Source organism: Escherichia sp. MAL-1 (assembly GCF_052948035.1).
Genome location: NZ_CM129609.1, coordinates 2,460,822 through 2,480,611 on the forward strand (window position 1 = coordinate 2,460,822; position 19,790 = coordinate 2,480,611).

18 protein-coding genes and 2 other annotated features are annotated in these 19,790 nt (G+C 47.3%); of the genes, 12 read left to right on the top strand and 6 right to left on the bottom strand.

Annotation, left to right across the window (positions count from 1 at the left end; all coding sequences use genetic code 11):
* Window positions 1–26: 26 nt before the first annotated feature.
* The 8 genes from hipB to ACU8XX_RS12245 all read left to right on the top strand — a co-directional run bounded on the left by hipB (window position 27) and on the right by ACU8XX_RS12245 (window position 8,369).
* Window positions 27–293: a type II toxin-antitoxin system antitoxin HipB gene (gene hipB, locus ACU8XX_RS12210; protein ID WP_001301023.1), complete on the top strand. Its 267-nt coding sequence runs from the start codon at window positions 27–29 to the stop codon at window positions 291–293.
* Window positions 293–1,615: a type II toxin-antitoxin system serine/threonine protein kinase toxin HipA gene (hipA, locus tag ACU8XX_RS12215; protein WP_001125439.1), complete on the top strand. Its 1,323-nt coding sequence runs from the start codon at window positions 293–295 to the stop codon at window positions 1,613–1,615. The genes hipB and hipA overlap by 1 nt, the downstream gene beginning before the upstream one ends.
* 301 nt (window positions 1,616–1,916) lie before the next feature.
* Entirely contained in the window at window positions 1,917–3,257 is a 1,341-nt protein-coding gene (locus tag ACU8XX_RS12220; protein ID WP_001459747.1) for a site-specific integrase, read from the top strand.
* Window positions 3,244–3,666: a hypothetical protein gene (locus ACU8XX_RS12225; RefSeq protein ID WP_446908499.1), complete on the top strand. Its 423-nt coding sequence runs from the start codon at window positions 3,244–3,246 to the stop codon at window positions 3,664–3,666. The genes ACU8XX_RS12220 and ACU8XX_RS12225 overlap by 14 nt, the downstream gene beginning before the upstream one ends.
* A gap of 33 nt (window positions 3,667–3,699) precedes the next feature.
* Window positions 3,700–4,397 (top strand): IS1-like element IS1A family transposase gene (locus ACU8XX_RS12230; RefSeq protein WP_103215986.1). Its coding sequence is split into 2 segments (ribosomal slippage): window positions 3,700–3,949 and window positions 3,949–4,397, totalling 699 coding nucleotides; the frame shifts between segments, so codons are not numbered across the junction.
* A 9-nt stretch (window positions 4,398–4,406) separates the two neighbouring features.
* Window positions 4,407–5,585 carry a site-specific integrase gene (locus tag ACU8XX_RS12235; RefSeq protein WP_240765518.1) on the top strand — a complete coding sequence of 393 codons (1,179 nt, stop codon included), beginning with the start codon at window positions 4,407–4,409 and terminating at the stop codon, window positions 5,583–5,585.
* A complete protein-coding gene (locus ACU8XX_RS12240; protein ID WP_000788503.1) occupies window positions 5,569–7,935 on the top strand; it encodes a hypothetical protein in 2,367 nt (788 codons plus the stop codon). The genes ACU8XX_RS12235 and ACU8XX_RS12240 overlap by 17 nt, the downstream gene beginning before the upstream one ends.
* Window positions 7,935–8,369 (top strand): hypothetical protein, encoded by a 435-nt coding sequence (locus tag ACU8XX_RS12245; RefSeq protein WP_001214175.1) that lies wholly within the window; start codon window positions 7,935–7,937, stop codon window positions 8,367–8,369. Before ACU8XX_RS12240 ends, ACU8XX_RS12245 begins: the two co-directional genes overlap by 1 nt.
* 204 nt (window positions 8,370–8,573) lie before the next feature.
* Here the strand turns inward: ACU8XX_RS12245 and ACU8XX_RS12250 are convergent, their stop codons facing one another.
* Window positions 8,574–8,906, bottom strand: coding sequence for a helix-turn-helix domain-containing protein (locus ACU8XX_RS12250; protein WP_024189840.1), 333 nt, complete (start codon window positions 8,904–8,906; stop codon window positions 8,574–8,576).
* A 97-nt stretch (window positions 8,907–9,003) separates the two neighbouring features.
* On the opposite strand from ACU8XX_RS12250, the gene ACU8XX_RS12255 reads away from it, so the two are divergent.
* Complete coding sequence (locus ACU8XX_RS12255; RefSeq protein WP_001543770.1) at window positions 9,004–9,564, top strand: hypothetical protein; 561 nt, start codon at window positions 9,004–9,006, stop codon at window positions 9,562–9,564.
* A 307-nt stretch (window positions 9,565–9,871) separates the two neighbouring features.
* The gene (locus ACU8XX_RS12260) at window positions 9,872–10,168 is read left to right on the top strand and encodes a helix-turn-helix domain-containing protein (RefSeq protein WP_000379666.1); all 297 of its coding nucleotides are present in this window, start codon (window positions 9,872–9,874) and stop codon (window positions 10,166–10,168) included.
* An 88-nt stretch (window positions 10,169–10,256) separates the two neighbouring features.
* Here the strand turns inward: ACU8XX_RS12260 and ACU8XX_RS12265 are convergent, their stop codons facing one another.
* Window positions 10,257–11,192, bottom strand: a complete 936-nt coding sequence (locus ACU8XX_RS12265) for a hypothetical protein (protein WP_016245986.1) — start codon at window positions 11,190–11,192, stop codon at window positions 10,257–10,259.
* Between ACU8XX_RS12265 and ACU8XX_RS12270 the strand changes: the two genes are divergently transcribed.
* Window positions 11,141–11,443 (top strand): SEC-C metal-binding domain-containing protein, encoded by a 303-nt coding sequence (locus tag ACU8XX_RS12270; RefSeq protein WP_240765157.1) that lies wholly within the window; start codon window positions 11,141–11,143, stop codon window positions 11,441–11,443. The genes ACU8XX_RS12265 and ACU8XX_RS12270 overlap by 52 nt on opposite strands.
* A gap of 2 nt (window positions 11,444–11,445) precedes the next feature.
* Here the strand turns inward: ACU8XX_RS12270 and ACU8XX_RS12275 are convergent.
* The 3 genes from ACU8XX_RS12275 to ACU8XX_RS12285 all read right to left on the bottom strand — a co-directional run bounded on the left by ACU8XX_RS12275 (window position 11,446) and on the right by ACU8XX_RS12285 (window position 17,458).
* A protein-coding gene (locus ACU8XX_RS12275; protein WP_428848416.1) for an IS3 family transposase occupies window positions 11,446–12,659 on the bottom strand; the annotation gives its coding sequence in 2 pieces (ribosomal slippage) (window positions 11,446–12,371 and window positions 12,371–12,659; 1,215 coding nt in all).
* Window positions 12,262–12,378, bottom strand: a sequence feature (AL1L pseudoknot). (Overlaps the previous gene by 117 nt.)
* Before the next feature lie 362 nt (window positions 12,660–13,021).
* On the bottom strand, window positions 13,022–14,164 hold the full coding sequence (locus ACU8XX_RS12280) for an AlbA family DNA-binding domain-containing protein (protein WP_001459743.1): 1,143 nt from the start codon (window positions 14,162–14,164) through the stop codon (window positions 13,022–13,024).
* A gap of 135 nt (window positions 14,165–14,299) precedes the next feature.
* Entirely contained in the window at window positions 14,300–17,458 is a 3,159-nt protein-coding gene (locus ACU8XX_RS12285) for an ATP-binding protein (RefSeq protein ID WP_001543764.1), read from the bottom strand.
* A gap of 343 nt (window positions 17,459–17,801) precedes the next feature.
* Here ACU8XX_RS12285 and ACU8XX_RS12290 point away from each other — a divergent pair.
* Window positions 17,802–19,015 (top strand): IS3 family transposase gene (locus ACU8XX_RS12290; RefSeq protein ID WP_428848416.1). Its coding sequence is split into 2 segments (ribosomal slippage): window positions 17,802–18,090 and window positions 18,090–19,015, totalling 1,215 coding nucleotides; the frame shifts between segments, so codons are not numbered across the junction.
* Window positions 18,083–18,199, top strand: a sequence feature (AL1L pseudoknot). It overlaps the preceding gene by 117 nt.
* Before the next feature lie 2 nt (window positions 19,016–19,017).
* Here the strand turns inward: ACU8XX_RS12290 and ACU8XX_RS12295 are convergent.
* Window positions 19,018–19,740, bottom strand: coding sequence for a hypothetical protein (locus ACU8XX_RS12295; RefSeq protein WP_240765159.1), 723 nt, complete (start codon window positions 19,738–19,740; stop codon window positions 19,018–19,020).
* Between the last annotated feature and the right edge of the window lie 50 nt (window positions 19,741–19,790).

Consider the following 19,790-nt stretch of genomic DNA (forward strand, 5'->3'; position numbering starts at 1 on the left):
GGATAAACTTGCTGTGGACGTATGACATGATGAGCTTTCAGAAGATCTATAGCCCAACGCAATTGGCGAATGCAATGAAACTGGTTCGCCAGCAAAATGGCTGGACGCAGAGCGAGCTGGCGAAAAAAATTGGTATTAAGCAGGCGACGATTTCCAATTTCGAAAACAACCCTGACAATACCACGCTCACGACATTTTTTAAGATTTTACAGTCGCTTGAACTCTCAATGACGCTATGCGACGCGAAAAATGCCTCGCCAGAATCAACAGAACAGCAAAATCTGGAGTGGTAATGCCTAAACTTGTCACTTGGATGAACAACCAGCGGGTAGGCGAGTTAACGAAGTTAGCCAACGGCGCGCACACCTTTAAGTATGCACCGGAGTGGTTAGCAAGCCGTTATGCCAGACCGTTGTCACTTTCGCTGCCATTGCAGAGGGGGAATATCACCTCTGATGCCGTATTTAACTTCTTCGATAACCTGTTACCCGATAGCCCGATTGTACGTGACCGGATCGTTAAACGTTATCATGCCAAATCCAGACAACCGTTTGATTTATTGTCAGAAATAGGGCGAGACAGCGTTGGTGCCGTGACGTTAATACCCGAAGACGAAACCGTAACGCATCCGATAATGGCATGGGAAAAGCTTACTGAAGCCAGACTTGAAGAAGTATTAACGGCTTATAAAGCAGATATCCCGCTAGGCATGATTAGAGAAGAAAATGACTTTCGCATCTCGGTTGCTGGCGCACAGGAGAAGACAGCACTGCTCAGAATAGGCAATGACTGGTGCATTCCGAAAGGAATAACGCCGACGACGCACATCATTAAATTACCGATTGGCGAAATCAGGCAGCCCAATGCGACGCTCGATCTCAGCCAAAGCGTTGATAATGAGTATTACTGTCTGCTGCTGGCGAAAGAACTTGGGTTGAATGTTCCGGACGCAGAAATCATTAAAGCGGGAAATGTGCGCGCGTTAGCGGTCGAACGTTTTGACAGGCGTTGGAATGCTGAGCGAACGGTTTTACTTCGCTTGCCACAGGAGGATATGTGTCAGACATTCGGTTTACCTTCATCGGTGAAATATGAATCAGATGGAGGCCCAGGCATCGCGCGGATCATGGCTTTTTTGATGGGGTCCAGCGAGGCGCTGAAAGATCGCTATGATTTTATGAAATTCCAGGTCTTCCAGTGGTTGATTGGCGCAACGGACGGTCATGCAAAAAACTTCTCCGTATTTATTCAGGCTGGCGGCAGTTATCGACTCACGCCATTTTACGACATCATTTCAGCATTTCCGGTCCTTGGCGGTACGGGAATACACATCAGCGATCTCAAACTGGCAATGGGGCTTAACGCATCCAAAGGCAAAAAAACGGCAATCGATAAAATTTATCCGCGACATTTTTTGGCGACAGCAAAGGTGCTGAGATTCCCGGAAGTGCAGATGCATGAAATCCTGAGTGACTTTGCCAGAATGATTCCAGCAGCACTGGATAACGTGAAGACTTCATTACCGACAGATTTTCCGGAGAACGTGGTGACGGCAGTTGAAAGCAATGTGTTGAGGTTGCATGGACGGTTAAGCCGAGAATACGGTAGTAAGTGAGATATGGGGTTTGGTCATTGTTAATGAGCATGACAATCATGACCGCCAACGACTGGATTCTTCCTTGGTTTATATTGGTGCGCATAATGTATATTATGTTAAATCACCTACTGTGGTAAATAAGTTCATATGACACTCCCACTAACTGATAAATCAATACGTTAGGATTTCTGATCTCCCTCTCGTTTCTTGCATTAGGTACAGAGTACATTCTCTTCATATCCATGATAATTTTGAGGTAAATATTGTGTATTCACTAAAGCAGTTGGTTATCTCAGGCCGTAAAAGGCGATGGATCCTGATGGACTTGGAAACCTCTCTGCCGTTGCTGTATCCCCTTAGGTACCATATTGACCATTTGGCTTTCCGCTCATTGTCCACACAGTCAGCTTCACTTCAATCTGTGAAGTTTTTTTACGAATTCTGGAGGCAAAAGTATGGTGTCTCGTTTTGCTACAGCTTCTATTCATCTGACCACAATCCAGACATTGCTGTCGGTGAAATGCCCGCATTTTGGATGTATCTAGAAAATGGCCACAACGTCCAGTCAAATGTGTTGTCTTTAACGAGAGTCACAAAAGCCAATAGCTTAACTCATACAGTTAGAGTTCGTGCTGTGATCCATTTCATTTCTTTTTTGATTAACACCTACATATCACCTGCATACCGGGATGACTCTCCCAAAGCATTATCACTTTTGGCTTCGCGTTTACACACCCGTTTACAGCTTTGCCGGGAGAATTATCGAACGCTTACATCAAACAAATTTTCGCAACATAGTCACAGCAGCCAAGGATTTCAGAGTTTGTCTGGGGCAATGGTGCTCAGCCTGTATGGAATAATAACCCCCTCTTCTGCCCAAAAGCATAACCCGCTAAATCCTTTCCCTTCCGGGCATCTTCAGTTCCGCAATTTTTTGATTATTCGTCTGTTGTTAAATTATGGTTTACGAACAGGTGAGCTATTGTTGTTAGAGTGCAGCTCAATTAAACCTAATTTAAAAGGTGATAAGTTTAGTTTGATTGTGACAACTGTCGACGAGGCATACGAACCAAGAAAGAATGCGCCATCTCTCAAAAATGCATGGGCTAATCGTGTGTTGGAGCTCGATAAGCAGGATTATATTTTTTTAAGCATTTATATAGCAAAGCTTCGACCAAAAACTGATAAACACGATTTCATCTTTACATCGAGTCAACAGTCAGCGAAGCCTTTGTCCTACACATCAGTTCATTCTATTTTTTCGAAAATAGATCAGGTCTTCACTAACCAATATCCAGAGTACAAATCACCGTTGTACTCTGACTCGTTGCAACGATTGACTCCGCATACAACCCGACATACTTGGGCCTTTTTGACATTGCAAAAAATATGGCATTTAAAATATTTGAAAAGCCAGCAAAATAAAACACACTTTATTGCTGAAGTCCCTTCCCTCTCAGGGATAATGGAAGAAGCCAAAGATGAACTACGACTGATGGGGGGATGGAGTCCGACAAGTCAAATGCCTGATCTATATGCAAAACGTTTCCTGTCTGAGCAGGCTAATGCTGCCAATGTCCAACGAATTATTCAAGACAATGCAGCGCTACATAATACGTTAGATACTATAATGGATAGATATAACGATGACATCATTTGATAATGCATTAAAATCTGACGAAGGGAACTCAGTTTACCCTCCTGATTTAGCTAAGGCTATCTTTGAACTCGATATTCCTGATCGAATTTATCTAAAAACGGCAATGGAGTTTGATGATAAATATATTGTTAACAAAGGAAATAAATGGACTTTCGATTATTCAGGCAGTCGGCGATATCTTGTTTTCAATCAAGATTGTATCTCAAATAAATTAAACAAGTATATCTGTTTCAAATATGCATCGACGAGATTTCCAACCAAACTTCCAGCGTTGCACCTTGATTGGAGGAATATCATTTCATATTGTCGAGAACATGGTGGGTTTTCGCTTAGTACGCTCCGATTATTTATCGAAAAAGAGGATATTGATAATGCTACTTTTTATTCGGTGATGCTGCCAACTTACTGATTTAGTGTATGATGGTGTTTTTGAGGTGCTCCAGTGGCTTCTGTTTCTATCAGCTGTCCCTCCTGTTCAGCTACTGACGGGGTGGTGCGTAACGGCAAAAGCACCGCCGGACATCAGCGCTATCTCTGCTCTCACTGCCGTAAAACATGGCAACTGCAGTTCACTTACACCGCTTCTCAACCCGGTACGCACCAGAAAATCATTGATATGGCCATGAATGGCGTTGGATGCCGGGCAACAGCCCGCATTATGGGCGTTGGCCTCAACACGATTTTACGTCACTTAAAAAACTCAGGCCGCAGTCGGTAACCTCGCGCATACAGCCGGGCAGTGACGTCATCGTCTGCGCGGAAATGGACGAACAGTGGGGCTATGTCGGGGCTAAATCGCGCCAGCGCTGGCTGTTTTACGCGTATGACAGGCTCCGGAAGACGGTTGTTGCGCACGTATTCGGTGAACGCACTATGGCGACGCTGGGGCGTCTTATGAGCCTGCTGTCACCCTTTGACGTGGTGATATGGATGACGGATGGCTGGCCGCTGTATGAATCCCGCCTGAAGGGAAAGCTGCACGTAATCAGCAAGCGATATACGCAGCGAATTGAGCGGCATAACCTGAATCTGAGGCAGCACCTGGCACGGCTGGGACGGAAGTCGCTGTCGTTCTCAAAATCGGTGGAGCTGCATGACAAAGTCATCGGGCATTATCTGAACATAAAACACTATCAATAAGTTGGAGTCATTACCTTTTATTCCGTGTTATTCGGATTAAAAATACTTTGTGCTGAAACATTCCCAGGTTTCAATCTTGAAGATTACGATGATCTTGAGTTCGTCCCTCGACCGTATCTCGAACATTGGGGGGTTTACCAAGAAATCGATAATATTCTTGACCCTCTTGAAAAAAACATGATTTGCAATGGACTGTTTGAAATGGCTTCGTTGTTACGCGATGGCAAAAGTTTCAGTCACAGCGAAGTGCGCAATGCAGCTATCCTTGGGTTGGCTTATGTAACGGGTGCACGCCCAGTACAACTCGCTAGGCTGGCGGTCAAAGATGTTCGTATCGATACACGAAATCAGGAATCTGGTCTGATTCGATACAGTGTTTTTTTACCATATGCTAAACAAAGACGAGTGACGACAGAGCGGTTATTTCTGGCGATCCCCCCAGAAATTGGGGAGTTAATTATGAACTATACCGTGAGATATAAGAAAAACCCCGAAGATAAACTATTCGATTTCAGCGTTTCAGCTCCGCATTATGTGTCTCAGGCAATTAATCAGGCAATCCTAAATTTCTGTCCTCCTGAATATCAAGCCGCCGTAGCATGTGGCGAAGCTGCATTGCCCACAATTACACCCACTGATTTACGCCACAATGTTGGGCACTCTTTGGCGATGCAAGGTGCTAGCGCTGAAGAGATAGCACATGTACTGGGGCACACCTCTCTTGCCGTAGCTAAATACTACATTATGGCAACTCCCGCGTTGGCCTTGATCCGTGCTAAAGCGCTTGGGTCGAATCCCGTTTGGCAAAATATGGTGGCTATGATGCTCACTGGGGAACTGGTCGACTCAGCACATTGGAAAGGCCATCCAGTGGTGGGACTCGTTGGTGACGAGTTGCATGATAAAATTGGTGGTTGCTCCAGGAACAGTAGTACATGCCCTTTCAGCGAAGTGCGTTCTTGTTACGGCTGTCTGTATTATCGCCCTTTTACGGATGGTGAACATCAGGCTCTACTTGAATGCGTCAAAAAAGAAGTCGATGAACTAATCGCTATTTCAGACGGTGTAGGTAATTCCCGAAATCCGCTCATTTTAATCCATGAAACCACACAGTTTGAAATTGAGTCTGTTATCGCCCGCTGCCGTTTTCATCAGGAACAGGTGAAGTCCAATGAAAAATCACTTTGAGCATTTTCAGGCTTTTATTGAAGAGCAAAAAAAATGGTTCGAACAGCACCTGTCTGCTGATTTTGCCCAAACATGGAATGATCATATCTGGGTAAGTGGTAACCAGGGAAGTGGATGGTTGCGAGGGAACGGCAGAAATACATTACGTTTTGATGAGATGAACAGATTCAAAGGTATTGTAGAACATCTGCCCATCGACAAAGAATATAGTCAGTTCATGAAAGCTATGCTGGTAGTGGTTTACCGACAGGGAAATAGGAGTATGTCGCCAGCGGTGGCAAAGGCAACTTTGATGATTCTGAAACGATGGTACCATGCGATGCTTTATGAGACAGGACAGACCCATCCATCTTACCTGAGCACAGTTGTCATTCAACGAGCGATGGATCTTCTCAGTAGCGTTTCATCTCCTAGTGACCCCAATACAGCTAACTATAAAGGGCGGTGCGTTAGCCTTCAAAAATTGGTCAATCACTTCACATTTACGTTGGTTAAACTGCAATACAACTCTGATGTGAAGTATACCAACAAAACCAACTTGACCCGCAAAGCCCGGGAAACCATGGCGCTGAAACAGCAGGCCAAGCTGTCTGATACCACTACCGATGGTGAAGATGCGTTGATTACCATTCGCGGATTTCTGAACATAGTTGCATTAATCCAGCGGGTGGAAAGTGATGCTGAGAAAATCGCGTTAAATTGCCTGTTGTTATTGGTTATTACCGGCTTTCGCTCCATTGAAGCGTTTAATCTCAGACAGGATGCCCTGTTTAAACGCCAGATTGATGATCCGGCAATCTGCAAACGATTTCAGGACAAGGGATTACCCGATTATTTTCTTGGTATCCGTTATGTTGGTGTCAAAGGTGCTGGGGAGCGAACGCATTGGGTAGAACCGCTGGCAGTACCGCTGGTCGAGAGTATATTCAGTACCGTTAAAATGTTGACCGCACCAATACGCAGCCATCTTACCTATCTACGGGCAAAATCTTTTGCTGATTACCTGCCACAGGCCATCAGCAACATGCCCGGTGAACGAGTCGAACTGGACGATGTGGTGAAGTACATCACCCAAACTACCTCAAGTTTTCGGGGCCGGGCAGGACAACGGGACAAAACATCCAAAGCCCTTAGCAAAAGAGGTGTGCTGCCCGTTCAAGAAATACCAGGCCCGAAAAACAGCAAATCTATCTATTATTCCAAGACTGCTCTCAATCATTACATTAAGACCGAATTTGGCCTGGCGAATGCCAACGAACCCTGTACACACGCCTGGATGGAAAATGGCAAACGCTACCAAGTTAACTACGAGGATCTGCTATTTCTACACGAGAAGGGTTCGCTGGCATTAAAGCGCACACTGGCTTTGCTGGCTACACCGATACCCTTCACTAACACACTTATGAATAAATTCTTAGGCAACGTTGAGCCTGATGGATCAGTATTCAGCAAATATCAATTACTGGAGGAGGATGGCACCTCGACGCGGATGCGTACCCACATTCCCCGGCACAACATCAATACCTTTCTTGCTATTGCGGATATCTCTGACCACTTACAGGCAATGTTGATGGGTCGAGTGGACATCACGCAGAATCAGCATTATCAACATCTGGCGCTTGCAGAACGGCGAAAAGCCGCCTCGTTGGTGCCCTTGCAGCCGATTTCGACAGCACTAACTGTCTCGCCCTCTTCGTCCTCCATTGCTACGCCACTGGATATCGTCAAACGGACCGGCCAACTGGCGGTCACGGAACACATGACTTTGGACAATACCATCAAAGCCAACCTGCATACTTTTGACGATCGGGATGATGTAGCCAGGTTTGTCGAGGCGTCATTTGCTAACGGCCTCTTTGAAGATGTTGCTGCCGCCTTTGAAGAAATCCGCGACGCAGAAGGACCAGAGCAAGCCTCTGACATGGTGGCAAGACATGCCGTGCTGTATCCGCTGAAATTTGGCTCCTGTATGCGGGAAGTTAACCTCTGGGGATGTCCTTATCGACTGAAATGCCAGAGTGCTGCCTTTTGTGAACATTTCACGCTGACAGGCCGGATAGATGAGCTACCAAATCTGATTGCCAAAAAACAGGCTTTACAGCAAGCACATTCGAAGTTGACCCAACTTACTCAACATCAGCCTGATTACCAGACCAGACTGGCCGACATCGAACGACGGTTACAGCAACTCGAGGCAATACAAGCACAATGGCATCGTCGTGCCAAGACTCAACAACTGGTTGCTGCTGAGAGTGTGTTGTCTGGTGGAGTAATCACCGAGGGCAAAGTCCGTACACTGGCCCAGCTTTTTGCACTTGAATACCAACAATTGATGCAGGAGAATGATTGATGCGCGGCAAGGAACTGAACACACTGATTGAGCACGAATTACAACTGATGCTGGTTGAAGGCTTTGACAAGTCCCCTATTTCCGCCAAGGCCCTGCATATTAGGCTCAAGGCAAAAGGTATCGTTAACGGTGGTTTAAGTACGCTGAGCAGCCTAGAGCGTAAACGCCTAATTGCTGCCTATGTTGACCAGCAACTTGGCCCATTGAATCTACGCCCAAAAGAAAAACAGCAATACGTCAACCGCAAAACCCGTCAGGCTTTGCTGGCCAGAAACCAGCAGTTGCAGGCTGAAGTAAGTGAATTGCGAGACCAATTAGCGCAAAATACCCTTTCGTTGATAGAAATTGTCAAAGCGGTAAAAATCAATTCGGTTATACCGGTGGAAAGCCTGTTGGCCAACCATATGATTCGGGAACTACATAAGTCGTCATAATTCTGACATGGAAGATTTAGCCGACAGCTTCCCGGTTGTCGGCAGAATGCTGGTTGTATTGATAAACATATATTTATGGCTCCCTCTTTTGAGTTTGTTATCTGAGAGGGCGTCTCCCACTGTAATGTCCTGCTTGGTTCATTGCATCAGTGTAATGCTACACTTTCGTTACCTTCAAAAAGTTCAGTCGCTTTATATGTAATATCATTTTTTGTCAGCATGCTTTTCGCCTGGATGCCTTTTGAGTGCTTCGATAAGATTACTTCGCTCTTCCTCTGTCATCCGGGATATGAGTAATGCAAGTTCAGCTGTGGTCTGATCATCACAAAAAAAGTAGTTCAACGGCACGTTTAACTCTGCCGCCATCCGTCGAAGCGTATCAATATCGGGGACATGGCGCCCTTTCTCATAATGATTCATACGACTGCTAGCCGAAGCGGGATCAAACCCAACAAGGAGGCCCAATGAGCGCTGTGATAAACCCGCCCTGCTTCTCGCTTCCTTAAGTCTTTCTGGTATCGGATTTTTTTCAGACACTGATTCATCTTCATTGGCCTCGAATGCTTAGATTGTCTAAGTATCTGCCATTGTTGTATACTTAGCAATCCTAAGTTAACTGCCTTGTTTTAGTCATATGAATAGTCGAGTATCCAACGCTGAGTCGTACATATTTTCCGCAATAATCTATATTGCTAAAGATAACTTCACCAGTAACGATGTGGCTCAAATTCTTATCGAGCGATTTTCACTTCCGAAAAGTTATTTTAAGGCAAAAGCTTTTGCTTATAACCAAATTCAGTGTTTAGTTAGAAAAGGATTATTGAGTAAAGTCAGAAAATCAGGCGCGTATCAATATGTATACTCAGTCACATCTGAATTCAATGTCGTAAAGAAAAGCGTAGAGTTAATTGAGGCACCCAAAAAAAATTCCAGTCAACTTGTTTTAAGTGCTACCAGTCATGAATACAGAAATGTAAATATTCAAATAAGAACTCTTATTGAAAAATACAGCAGCGAGTTGGAAAAAGTATCAGGAGCAAAGGAGATTTATGAAGAGTTGATAATTGCCGTGCCGAGCAGGGAAAATGAATTCAGAAAACTTTCTCTCGAGCAAGAGAAAAAGCAAATTAAGATAAATGAAAAAATAAACACATTGATTGGGATTTTTAATAAAACCATTGCAATAAGGCAATGACTTTTAAAAAACATTTAAAGTTAAATAAGTCCATGAAAGAGAGAGGGCAAAGCAGAGTCCGCCCTCTCCCTTCACACACTGATAAGCCTCATTACAAAGAGGATAACAGCGTACACCACTATATGCTAGTCCTTAATAAATATAATCCCAGCCAGCGCGAGATGCAACCTTTAAAATTTGAGCAGTATTAGTTAATACAACGAGTTCACCCTTACACCTTGTAAGCTGTAAAGTAATAAGACACCTTACAGGCTGTTTCTTACGAGGAGTGAATTTATTATGAAGTAATCGACATGGCCACCTACTTATGGATACTATTTTTCCCGTTAGACTTCTTAGCCAGTTACGTCCACTTCTAATTGGTTTTCGTAAATCAAAAGGATTAACTCAAAGAGAATTATCTGCCATGTTGGGTGTAACCCAGCAGACTTATGCTCGCCTTGAGTCAAATCCTTCAAAAGCAAGTTTTGAGCGTCTATACAAAGTGTTAAATATTTTAGGGGTGGAGATTTCGCTCAGTTCTGCACCGCTTTCAACTTATACAAACCCTGCAAATTTTGTAGAAAAGGAGTTTGATTCACCGGCAAGGCGTGAGGAATGGTGATAGAAGCCAGGCTATTTGATAGGGCTGTACGTCAGGCACTGCCCTTAAGGAAGGTGCGATTTGCGAGCAAGGGCGCTTTGCATCGGAGTTAGCGGGCCGTCAATATGGGAGTTAGCGAGCACACAACCAGCCGCGAAGATCCCCGCGTCATAGCGACATAGAGGTGTCGTGCATCCATCTCTTCCGGGGATGTGATGACTGCCACCTCCCCTTCCAGTCCCTTTAGCAACAATGTGCTGCCGATTACACGCCGGGCCAATGGTCGACTCTCGTGGCGATTGCGTTCGCGCTCGTTTACCGTGGCGTCTGCAAATGTGCAGCCTCCGGCAGCAGCCGACTGCAAGGCGCGCAAACAACAGCGCAAAACCTCTGGCCGATAGACCCGCGCATTATCCTGGCGGGTCAGAAGGCGCAGTGCCTCAGCGGCCAGCGTAAAACCGGGTCTCTCTGCAAATGCCACTAACGCTGCTTCGGCAACCGTCGGCGGGTTGCGGGCTCGCCCTCTTCGTAGCGTTTCCAGACGGGGCAGCAATGCTGCGGGGCCAACTTGGGTCATGACGCCTGCGGCAAACTGCACCAGGCGCGTCAACGCATCCGCAGCGTCTAGGTTAAACGCTGCACCAAAGTCGGTAAGGTCGACTAAATCGACGGCTTCGACGGTCGTTGCTCCCGGGGTCTGGCTGGCCATCTGCTGACGCCCGCGGGTGTCATAGCTGTTTCCAATCACCAGTACCTGCCCGTTTGCGGTGACAGCGCGTGTCAGGGCTGCAGTAAGGCGCTGCTGAACAACTGTTTCTGCCCGTAACGGCACCCAGGTCACCTCAGCAGGCACCTGGCGAAGGTCAATGGCGTTACCATTCAGCAACATCCGTCGGCAGTCCAGAAGCCAGCGACCGAGCTCCGGCGCCCCTGCGTTAGCCCAGCGCCATGGATGATTGAGCTCACCAATCAGTGGAAAGTGAGAGAGTACATGTGCATCCCAGTCCACGAGCTGGTTCCCCCGAAAGCCAAAAATGGCCTGCATGGGGTCACCCAGTACACAGGCAGGCAGCACCGTTGATAGCGCGGTTAGCCCCCTTTTTTGAAGGGTTAACAGGTGAGCAGCGACTAGAGGTTGAAAATCAGTCGAACTACATCGCGCAGCTTGCTTACAAGGCGGCTAAATCCGAAGTAACGCGATTGTTCGGGGCGGTAGGCAGAAATGAACCTTGTCCCTGCGGGTCGGGAGTAAAGTATGAACCGCCCCGGGTTTCCTGGAGAGTGTTTTATCTGTGAACTCAGGCTGCCAGATCATCGTTTCCGATGGAAGCATAATAAGCTTTTTCTGCTTCTGCCGGTGGAATATGGCCCTGCCTTTCCAGCAATCGTCGATTGTTATACCAGTCCACCCACGTGAGTGTGGCCAGTTCCACTTCTGCACGGTTTTTCCAGCTCTTACGGTGTATTACCTCCGCTTTGTAAAGACCATTGATGCTCTCCGCCATCGCGTTGTCATACGAGTCGCCTGTACTTCCTGTTGATGCCAGTAATCCGGCTTCCTTAAGCCGCTGTGTGTAGGCCAGCGATACATACTGAGAACCTTTATCACTGTGATGGACCGTGCCGGACGGTCGACGGGCCCATAACGCCTGCTCCAGTGCATCCAGCACGAATGTCGTTTCCATGGACGATGAGACCCGCCACCCCACGATGTATCCGGCAAACACATCAATGATGAACGCCACATAGACGAAGCCCCGCCATGTGCTGACGTAAGTAAAATCAGCCACCCACAGCTGGTCAGGTCGTTCTGCCACGAACTGACGGTTTACGCGGTCGCCTGCGGCAACGGCTTTCCGGCTGATGGTCGTACGGACCTTTTTACCCCGGAGAACACCGGCAAGTCCCATAACCGCCATGAGACGTGCCACAGTGCATCTGGCCACTCTGATACCTTCCCGTAACAACTGACGCCAGACTTTACGCACACCGTATACCTTGTGATTTTCATCGTATACGCGCTGTATCTCTTTCTTCAGCCAGTCATCGCGCTGCGCACGGGCACTGCGTTTATCCGGATGATGTCGCTGTTGCTGACAGTGGTAATACGTTGACGGGGCAATATGCAGTTCGCTGCATAGCGGTCCGACCCCGTACTGCTCACGCAGCTTATCCAGCAGTGGCATCATTTTTTCCAGAGGCGGTCGAACTCCGCCTTCGCAAAATAAGCGGAAGCCTGGCGAAGGATATCGTTACTGCGGCGCAGTTCACGATTTTCACGTTCCAGCTCTTTCAGACGCTGACGTTCAGCGGTGGTGAGCCCTCCATCACCGCCCCCGGTATCCCGCTCATGCTGGCGAACCCAGACACGCAGAGTCTCCGGCGTACAGCCAATCTTTGGAGCAATGGAACAAATTGTCGCCCATTGTGAGTCATATTCGCTCTGACTTTCCAGAACCATACGGACTGCCCGTTGACGGACTTCGGGGGAAAAACGAGTATTTTTAGTCATCCTGTTTACCTCTTTCTCAGGAAGTTTAGTCTCCAGGATTCCCGGGGCGGTTCAGTATAAAAAATGTCATGGAGCCTGAGTGCTGGCTTCGCTATGTTGGACGCGGCCGGGGGCTAAGTCCACGGGAGCCATATCAGGATGCTGTCCACATCGTGCAACCGAGCGCTTTTTATTGGTATTGCCGTTGACTCTCTTAAAGCACATCGTCGTGCGTGGGGCAGTATATGGCCCGCGAAAGTAGGCCAAATTCACCCAAGAGGGAGAAAATACGCGAGTGCGCACTAAAACACGCTATCGTAGCGCTGACCTTTAGTTGCAACGTCAAAAATGAACAACTCCCAGGCAGGGTTACTGGCTTCGGCTCAACGCATATGGTTAAAAACCCACCAGGAAAATTGCCTCTCTACTTCCATTCTTAGTTCTGGGTCAGTTTTCATCGATGCTGTATCAGGCATACCATCCGGACAAAAATCAGCAAGCTGACTTTGAATAAACTTTAGCTTTTCTTCTTTTTCCCCTGCGTTCTCAAACACCATGAATGGCAGCTCGATAATCGGCGGTTTGGTCTGGGTGGTTAACGGCATGGTTATGCCTGAATTACGGCCAGGCAGTGAGTGTAATTCTCTGATATGACTCAACAGATTGTAGGGTAAGGTGTTTTTTACGAAGTAAAAAACGTCTGCATAATAATCAGTTACGAATCCATCCCTTTTTCCTGGATAAGCCAGCGTATCCATCTCTGGAAAGGGAAACTGTAAACCCTCATTTCTGTAATGTACGATTGGCACTCGTTCAAGTACAAGCCCACGGTATTTGAGGATGTATTCATAGTGACAAGGTTGCTCAATGCTAATCGTTGACCACCAGTGTTGTCCTCCTATATCTTTTTCTGTGTAGCCAATATGAATGGCATAATCCGGGTCCAACCGATAATAGGCCTCGCTGATACCGTCATATTCCCAATTGTCGTAATCCAGAAGCAGTCTGACTATGCGGTCAGCGGGTGCCAGGTCCAGGTTAAAGCGCTCTCTCCACATTGCCATGACATCTCCAGGGCTGGCACAGCTAGTTACGGGCGTATTGGCATCTTGTTGCCGGGTGTAAACGACACCGGCTCTGACAGTTTTTCCCTCTTTTATATAGTCCTGGGTCAGATAGTAGGGTTTCATTCTGACGTTACGAATTTGTAGAATAGCCAGCACCTTATGCTGGAGTGTGATGTGGTGCAGCTGAATATCCGGACAATGGTGCTCTGCAAAACTGACTTTTCTTAACAGATCGATTAAATTTGCCTGGTTAAGTTGCTTACCATCTTCCGGCACGCCGGTAATCACCCCTTCATCATTCACGCCAAAAATCAGATACCGGTCACCGTCATGCAGGACGTTTGCCATGCAGAGGATATCGTGAACAAGGGCTGCATTGTTTTGGTGGTAGGTTTGTTTAAAGTCCCACCATGGCCCTTCCTTTCCACTGGCAATCAGTTTTTCGATGGTTTCGTTCATAGTCCCCTCTATCCGATATGGCGTGCGTTTGCTTGTACCAAGTATTCCTTCAGTCTACTTAAATTGGTAGTGTGAAATGGCTCTTCTGGCATTCGATGCCAGAAGAGCCAGTTGATTACTTAATAAGTATCGTTGTCAGCAGTTAAACGGCAGTTCCTCTTCTCGTAAAACTACTGGCGCCTTGTCTGCCCGGTACTGGATCCAAGTTTTCAGGTCTATTTGCGAGCCGTTACGGCCAGCTAAATCAAAATATCCCCTGTTAGCAAAACGGCGATATATAAGTTCTTCACCTGTTATGGCCAGGTAGGCGTTCAACGCCGAACGATGAATGAAAAGTCCGCTTTGTCTTACACCTTTATGATGGAAGGCGATAAGTTTGCCAGAACGATCAACCCAACCGCTTTGACAATCCCATAAAAGTTCGAGTTTTTGAATGATTCCCTGGCATGGCGCAATGAGGCTATCCTGGCGCTCGGGCGTGGTATATGAGTAGTCATATTCCCATTCGCTTCCGCGTAGTAAACTGACTTCTGTAAAATTAAATGCTTCACTATCTTCCTCATTATTAAGAAGTTGTTTGTACACTGGGCTGTCAGGATATTCAGCAAGATAACCGCGATAACAGCTATTTCCCTGATTATATTGGAAAATATCGCGCGCACTTTTCTGTTTAAAGTTCTGGATGCTTTCATTTATGAGTGCGCTTGAATAATAAGCACGAACTGCCAGGTAAGGTGAATTCCAGCTATTTTCATTCGGCGCTTTATCCTCGTCCCAATAGCTGTGTGAAAGCGCTACCCACTGTTCCCCTTCCTTGTCAGTTCGAATCAGACAAGCTTCATAAGGTGACAAATCATCGGTCCGAACCCAACCTTTGATATCTGAATTGCGGTCAGGGAATGCATAATTTGTTTCTTCCATCAGTACTGGATAGACACTTTCTGCGGTGATGTCGCGTACATCGGTCAGGTCGACTTTACGGACGTCGACTGACCATAGATGATCACTTGTAGGTTCGTAGTCGGAATATGGGTCTTCCAGTGCGGGAACATTACTGGCCAGAATGCCCAGTAGTCGATGTAAGGCGATCCAGTAATATTTTTTACCGAGTCGGTCAGCATACCCTTTTCTACCCCGTCCCGAGCCATACTGACTCCCGATATGGCGATCATAATTGAGCGCGCAGTGGTTATAACCGGGATATCCTAAATTAAGTGCTTCTCGCATTAACCAACAGGCAATGTTTTCATGGCTGATATTGGCGCTCTCCAAGTCAAAGCCGGAAATCTTCGATTCCACCTGATAACGCCAGAAATCCGGGGCCATGGACTCTCCCCAGAGCACCATGTTTGATGGTAAATGTTCCAGATCTAGGAGGGGTTTGACATCCGCCATTACAGGCCATCGTGATGGTAATGATACGTTTGTCTGGTAATGCTGTAATTGGCTTGTTACGGCTGTGGGAAATTCTCCTGTTTTCAACAAGTTTACTAATAGCTGAACCGTATCCCGGAGCAGAATATTCTTGCTATCTGACGCAATGCTTAATAGACCAGGGAGCGCTGGCATAAACGCATTTCTGCGTTGGTGTGACAATAAGCATGCACTGTAGATAGCAAGGCTAATACGCTCTAATACGTAATCATCATCACAATATGCAAATTCACTGATTACTGTTTGGCAGTTCTCCGGGTAGTTTGCCAGGATTCTGCTTAGCCCTTTTGAGGATAAATCCCTGATTCGGCGGTCAGCACACGAAGTGAGCCAGGCAAGTGTTAGACTGGCCAGCCTCCGGCTTTCAGCAGGCCAATGGGTTATGTCAGCAAATAGTGCTGCATGGATGAGTGAATAGACAGCAGTCTTGTTATCAAATGATCCCAGCGCAGCTAATGACAAGTAGGTGTCACGTTCAGCTAAGGATGACTGCCGTAAAAATGGCCCCAGCCAGTTAGTTGCGTTTAGACGATGGTCAGGAACCAGACTAAGTGAAAACAGCGCTTCATAAACCGACTCCCATAATCCAGGTGTATGCAGTGCTGCATGGATGTGTTCATCAATTTCTTCCACTACACTTTGTCGGGAGCGCCAAACCAATGACTGGATGAACAGCTTATGGGCTTTTTCGGATGGTAATCCTACTTCTTCAGCAGTAATTTCAAGAGCAGTTTTCTCTGGCAGCACGGCGGCAAGAGCTTCCAGCAATCCAGCATCTTCTTCTGTTAACGCTGCAATTTTCTCCGCGAGTTTTGCTGTATCCGAATCAAGAGCTTCCACAAGGCTGATAGCACGGAGTATGTCACCGTAGCGTTGATAACCCAGACGGATCAGGAAGGTATCCTCATCTACAACAGAAAGAATAATGAGGCCTTCATGTGCCAATGCATTTAAAAAGGATTCAGGTGTGGTCTCAGTTCCCACTATTTTGCTCAGTGCTTCGCAACAGGTTTCCCAGGTTCGGTTCTGCGGCAACTCATGTGTCAGGGTATTCGCGAGTGCCATCATTGCAGCCCTTACCAGATTGCGAGGGTTTGCGTAGTGGAGGTGTTCTCGAATTAAAACATCGCAATGTTTGAGATGTCCTTGAAACAGAGAGGTAAAACCCGGCAAAGAAATATCCAGATTGTCACGGCCTTCGCCCTTTAGCGTTTTACAGGCCAAGTGTAAAAATAAAGGATTACTGAGTTCGGGTGAAAAAAGTGGTGTAATCTCTGCATCCAGCCCATAGTAGGCTGCGAAAGCTTGTACCGCTTCGAATTGATGTCCTGAAAAACCGATATGTTCGAAAGCAAACCCTGGAAAGCGTGAATCGACCACAAGATTGCGATAGGTATCTCGGGTTGAAACGCAGATTTTGATGTCTGGATAAGACTTGCATTGAGCGAGTAATTCGGGAAGCTTGTCCTTCCAGCGCACTTCTCGCGGGCTTTCGTTCAAGGCATCGATATAAATGACAAAAGGTAAGCCAGTATGTTCGGCGCAGGCCTGTATGCATTCAAATAATGTCGAACGATCGATGGCGGCACCCAGCCCTATTTTACTGCGCAGCACTTCCCAAGGCTCTGCTTTGCCAAAGTCGTCTCCAAAGACGACCAAGGAAAAACCACCATGTTCCAGTCGACGCAATGCAGCGCTGACAATTGCGTGGGTTTTGCCGATACCCGCTGGGCCAACCAGCAGTAAGGAATGTGCTGTTGCAGCACCAATGACCTGAGAAGTCAACAAATTTTGCAGTTGCTGCGCCTGCTCTTCCCACTTTCTCGCCGCATCCATATCTCCGGCAGGAAATGCACACATATACTCTGCGTGGAACTGTCGGAACGATTCTGTATCACTATGCTTGCCATGCTTTTTATAAAATTTATCTTCTTGAGCATGGCGGGCATCAGCGATAAGTGTCAATAGGGATGACAGAGCAACGCAAAGATCTGTAACCGATGTGGCCGTGACATCGTTATCTCTCATGCTCTCACAGTAGGCGATTATTTCTTCAATCAATGCCGTCGCAGATGTAGCACAGGTTTCGCCGAGTATATCCAGCGATTTGCGTCCGTATCCATTCAGTGAATGGAACTCTCGAACGATTTGAACCGCCCCGGGAATCCTGGAGACTAAACTTCCTGAGAAAGAGGTAAACAGGATGACTAAAAATACTCGTTTTTCCCCCGAAGTCCGTCAACGGGCAGTCCGTATGGTTCTGGAAAGTCAGAGCGAATATGACTCACAATGGGCGACAATTTGTTCCATTGCTCCAAAGATTGGCTGTACGCCGGAGACTCTGCGTGTCTGGGTTCGCCAGCATGAGCGGGATACCGGGGGCGGTGATGGAGGGCTCACCACCGCTGAACGTCAGCGTCTGAAAGAGCTGGAACGTGAAAATCGTGAACTGCGCCGCAGTAACGATATCCTTCGCCAGGCTTCCGCTTATTTTGCGAAGGCGGAGTTCGACCGCCTCTGGAAAAAATGATGCCACTGCTGGATAAGCTGCGTGAGCAGTACGGGGTCGGACCGCTATGCAGCGAACTGCATATTGCCCCGTCAACGTATTACCACTGTCAGCAACAGCGACATCATCCGGATAAACGCAGTGCCCGTGCGCAGCGCGATGACTGGCTGAAGAAAGAGATACAGCGCGTATACGATGAAAATCACAAGGTATACGGTGTGCGTAAAGTCTGGCGTCAGTTGTTACGGGAAGGTATCAGAGTGGCCAGATGCACTGTGGCACGTCTCATGGCGGTTATGGGACTTGCCGGTGTTCTCCGGGGTAAAAAGGTCCGTACGACCATCAGCCGGAAAGCCGTTGCCGCAGGCGACCGCGTAAACCGTCAGTTCGTGGCAGAACGACCTGACCAGCTGTGGGTGGCTGATTTTACTTACGTCAGCACATGGCGGGGCTTCGTCTATGTGGCGTTCATCATTGATGTGTTTGCCGGATACATCGTGGGGTGGCGGGTCTCATCGTCCATGGAAACGACATTCGTGCTGGATGCACTGGAGCAGGCGTTATGGGCCCGTCGACCGTCCGGCACGGTCCATCACAGTGATAAAGGTTCTCAGTATGTATCGCTGGCCTACACACAGCGGCTTAAGGAAGCCGGATTACTGGCATCAACAGGAAGTACAGGCGACTCGTATGACAACGCGATGGCGGAGAGCATCAATGGTCTTTACAAAGCGGAGGTAATACACCGTAAGAGCTGGAAAAACCGTGCAGAAGTGGAACTGGCCACACTCACGTGGGTGGACTGGTATAACAATCGACGATTGCTGGAAAGGCAGGGCCATATTCCACCGGCAGAAGCAGAAAAAGCTTATTATGCTTCCATCGGAAACGATGATCTGGCAGCCTGAGTTCACAGATAAAACACTCTCCAGGAAACCCGGGGCGGTTCAATTGGTGTTAATGATGTTTCATACCACTCGCGAAAGTCACCGGTCCCACCAAAAAAATCCAGACCAACATGAGCATTCGTCACAACATCCAGCATTGAAGTATATCTTGGCCCTGCAAAAGCAATGGCGTCATCCAGACATTGTTGAATTTGAGCTGCTGTCAGCAACGTGTCATCAAACCAATACCTGCGCATTCCTCCGTAAGGGTCTATCTCAAGTAATTGATTGCAGATAACAGCCGCGGTACAAAGGACAATAGAAAGTGACTTCCCTTTCGCTGACGCTTCCGATTCGACTTTACTTTTCCATTCTTCAAAGCGTTCCGCCTGGCTTTTTCCTCGCTTTCCCGCAGCAACACGCCCGGTCAGGTCAAACGGTATATAAATCCAGTATTCGGTTAGTGTGGGATGGTTGCTTAGCGCGGCTTTAAGGGAACTATCAATCTGTGTAAGCTCTGCGGAAGCAAGCTGGAAAAAGTATTTTGCCTGAACACCGAATACGGCACCGTCCGGTGAGCGGAAATATGCCTCAACGCCACCGTCTCCACCATCTCCACGCAGACTAATAAATGTTGATTTTGTCGGTACTCGACAGGTTTTCCTAAATAACTGTACGGCGAGTGCTTCAAAGCTATCGTTACGGCTTTTGGGGGCGCTGCGAATTAAACTGAAATCAATATTCATCACCTGTCCTTGTTCCTGTCAATAATGCGGCAAAAGCAGTCACATATTAT

Bases quoted from the DNA above. Each gene is read 5' to 3' on its own strand.
- hipB (WP_001301023.1), top strand. From the start codon at position 27: ATGATGAGCTTTCAGAAGATCTATAGCCCAACGCAATTGGCGAATGCA.
- hipA (WP_001125439.1), top strand. From the start codon at position 293: ATGCCTAAACTTGTCACTTGGATGAACAACCAGCGGGTAGGCGAGTTA.
- ACU8XX_RS12220 (WP_001459747.1), top strand. From the start codon at position 1,917: ATGGACTTGGAAACCTCTCTGCCGTTGCTGTATCCCCTTAGGTACCAT.
- ACU8XX_RS12225 (WP_446908499.1), top strand. From the start codon at position 3,244: ATGACATCATTTGATAATGCATTAAAATCTGACGAAGGGAACTCAGTT.
- ACU8XX_RS12240 (WP_000788503.1), top strand. From the start codon at position 5,569: ATGAAAAATCACTTTGAGCATTTTCAGGCTTTTATTGAAGAGCAAAAA.
- ACU8XX_RS12245 (WP_001214175.1), top strand. From the start codon at position 7,935: ATGCGCGGCAAGGAACTGAACACACTGATTGAGCACGAATTACAACTG.
- ACU8XX_RS12255 (WP_001543770.1), top strand. From the start codon at position 9,004: ATGAATAGTCGAGTATCCAACGCTGAGTCGTACATATTTTCCGCAATA.
- ACU8XX_RS12260 (WP_000379666.1), top strand. From the start codon at position 9,872: ATGGATACTATTTTTCCCGTTAGACTTCTTAGCCAGTTACGTCCACTT.
- ACU8XX_RS12265 (WP_016245986.1), bottom strand. From the start codon at position 11,192: ATGCAGGCCATTTTTGGCTTTCGGGGGAACCAGCTCGTGGACTGGGAT.
- ACU8XX_RS12280 (WP_001459743.1), bottom strand. From the start codon at position 14,164: ATGAACGAAACCATCGAAAAACTGATTGCCAGTGGAAAGGAAGGGCCA.
- ACU8XX_RS12285 (WP_001543764.1), bottom strand. From the start codon at position 17,458: ATGTGTGCATTTCCTGCCGGAGATATGGATGCGGCGAGAAAGTGGGAA.
- ACU8XX_RS12295 (WP_240765159.1), bottom strand. From the start codon at position 19,740: ATGAATATTGATTTCAGTTTAATTCGCAGCGCCCCCAAAAGCCGTAAC.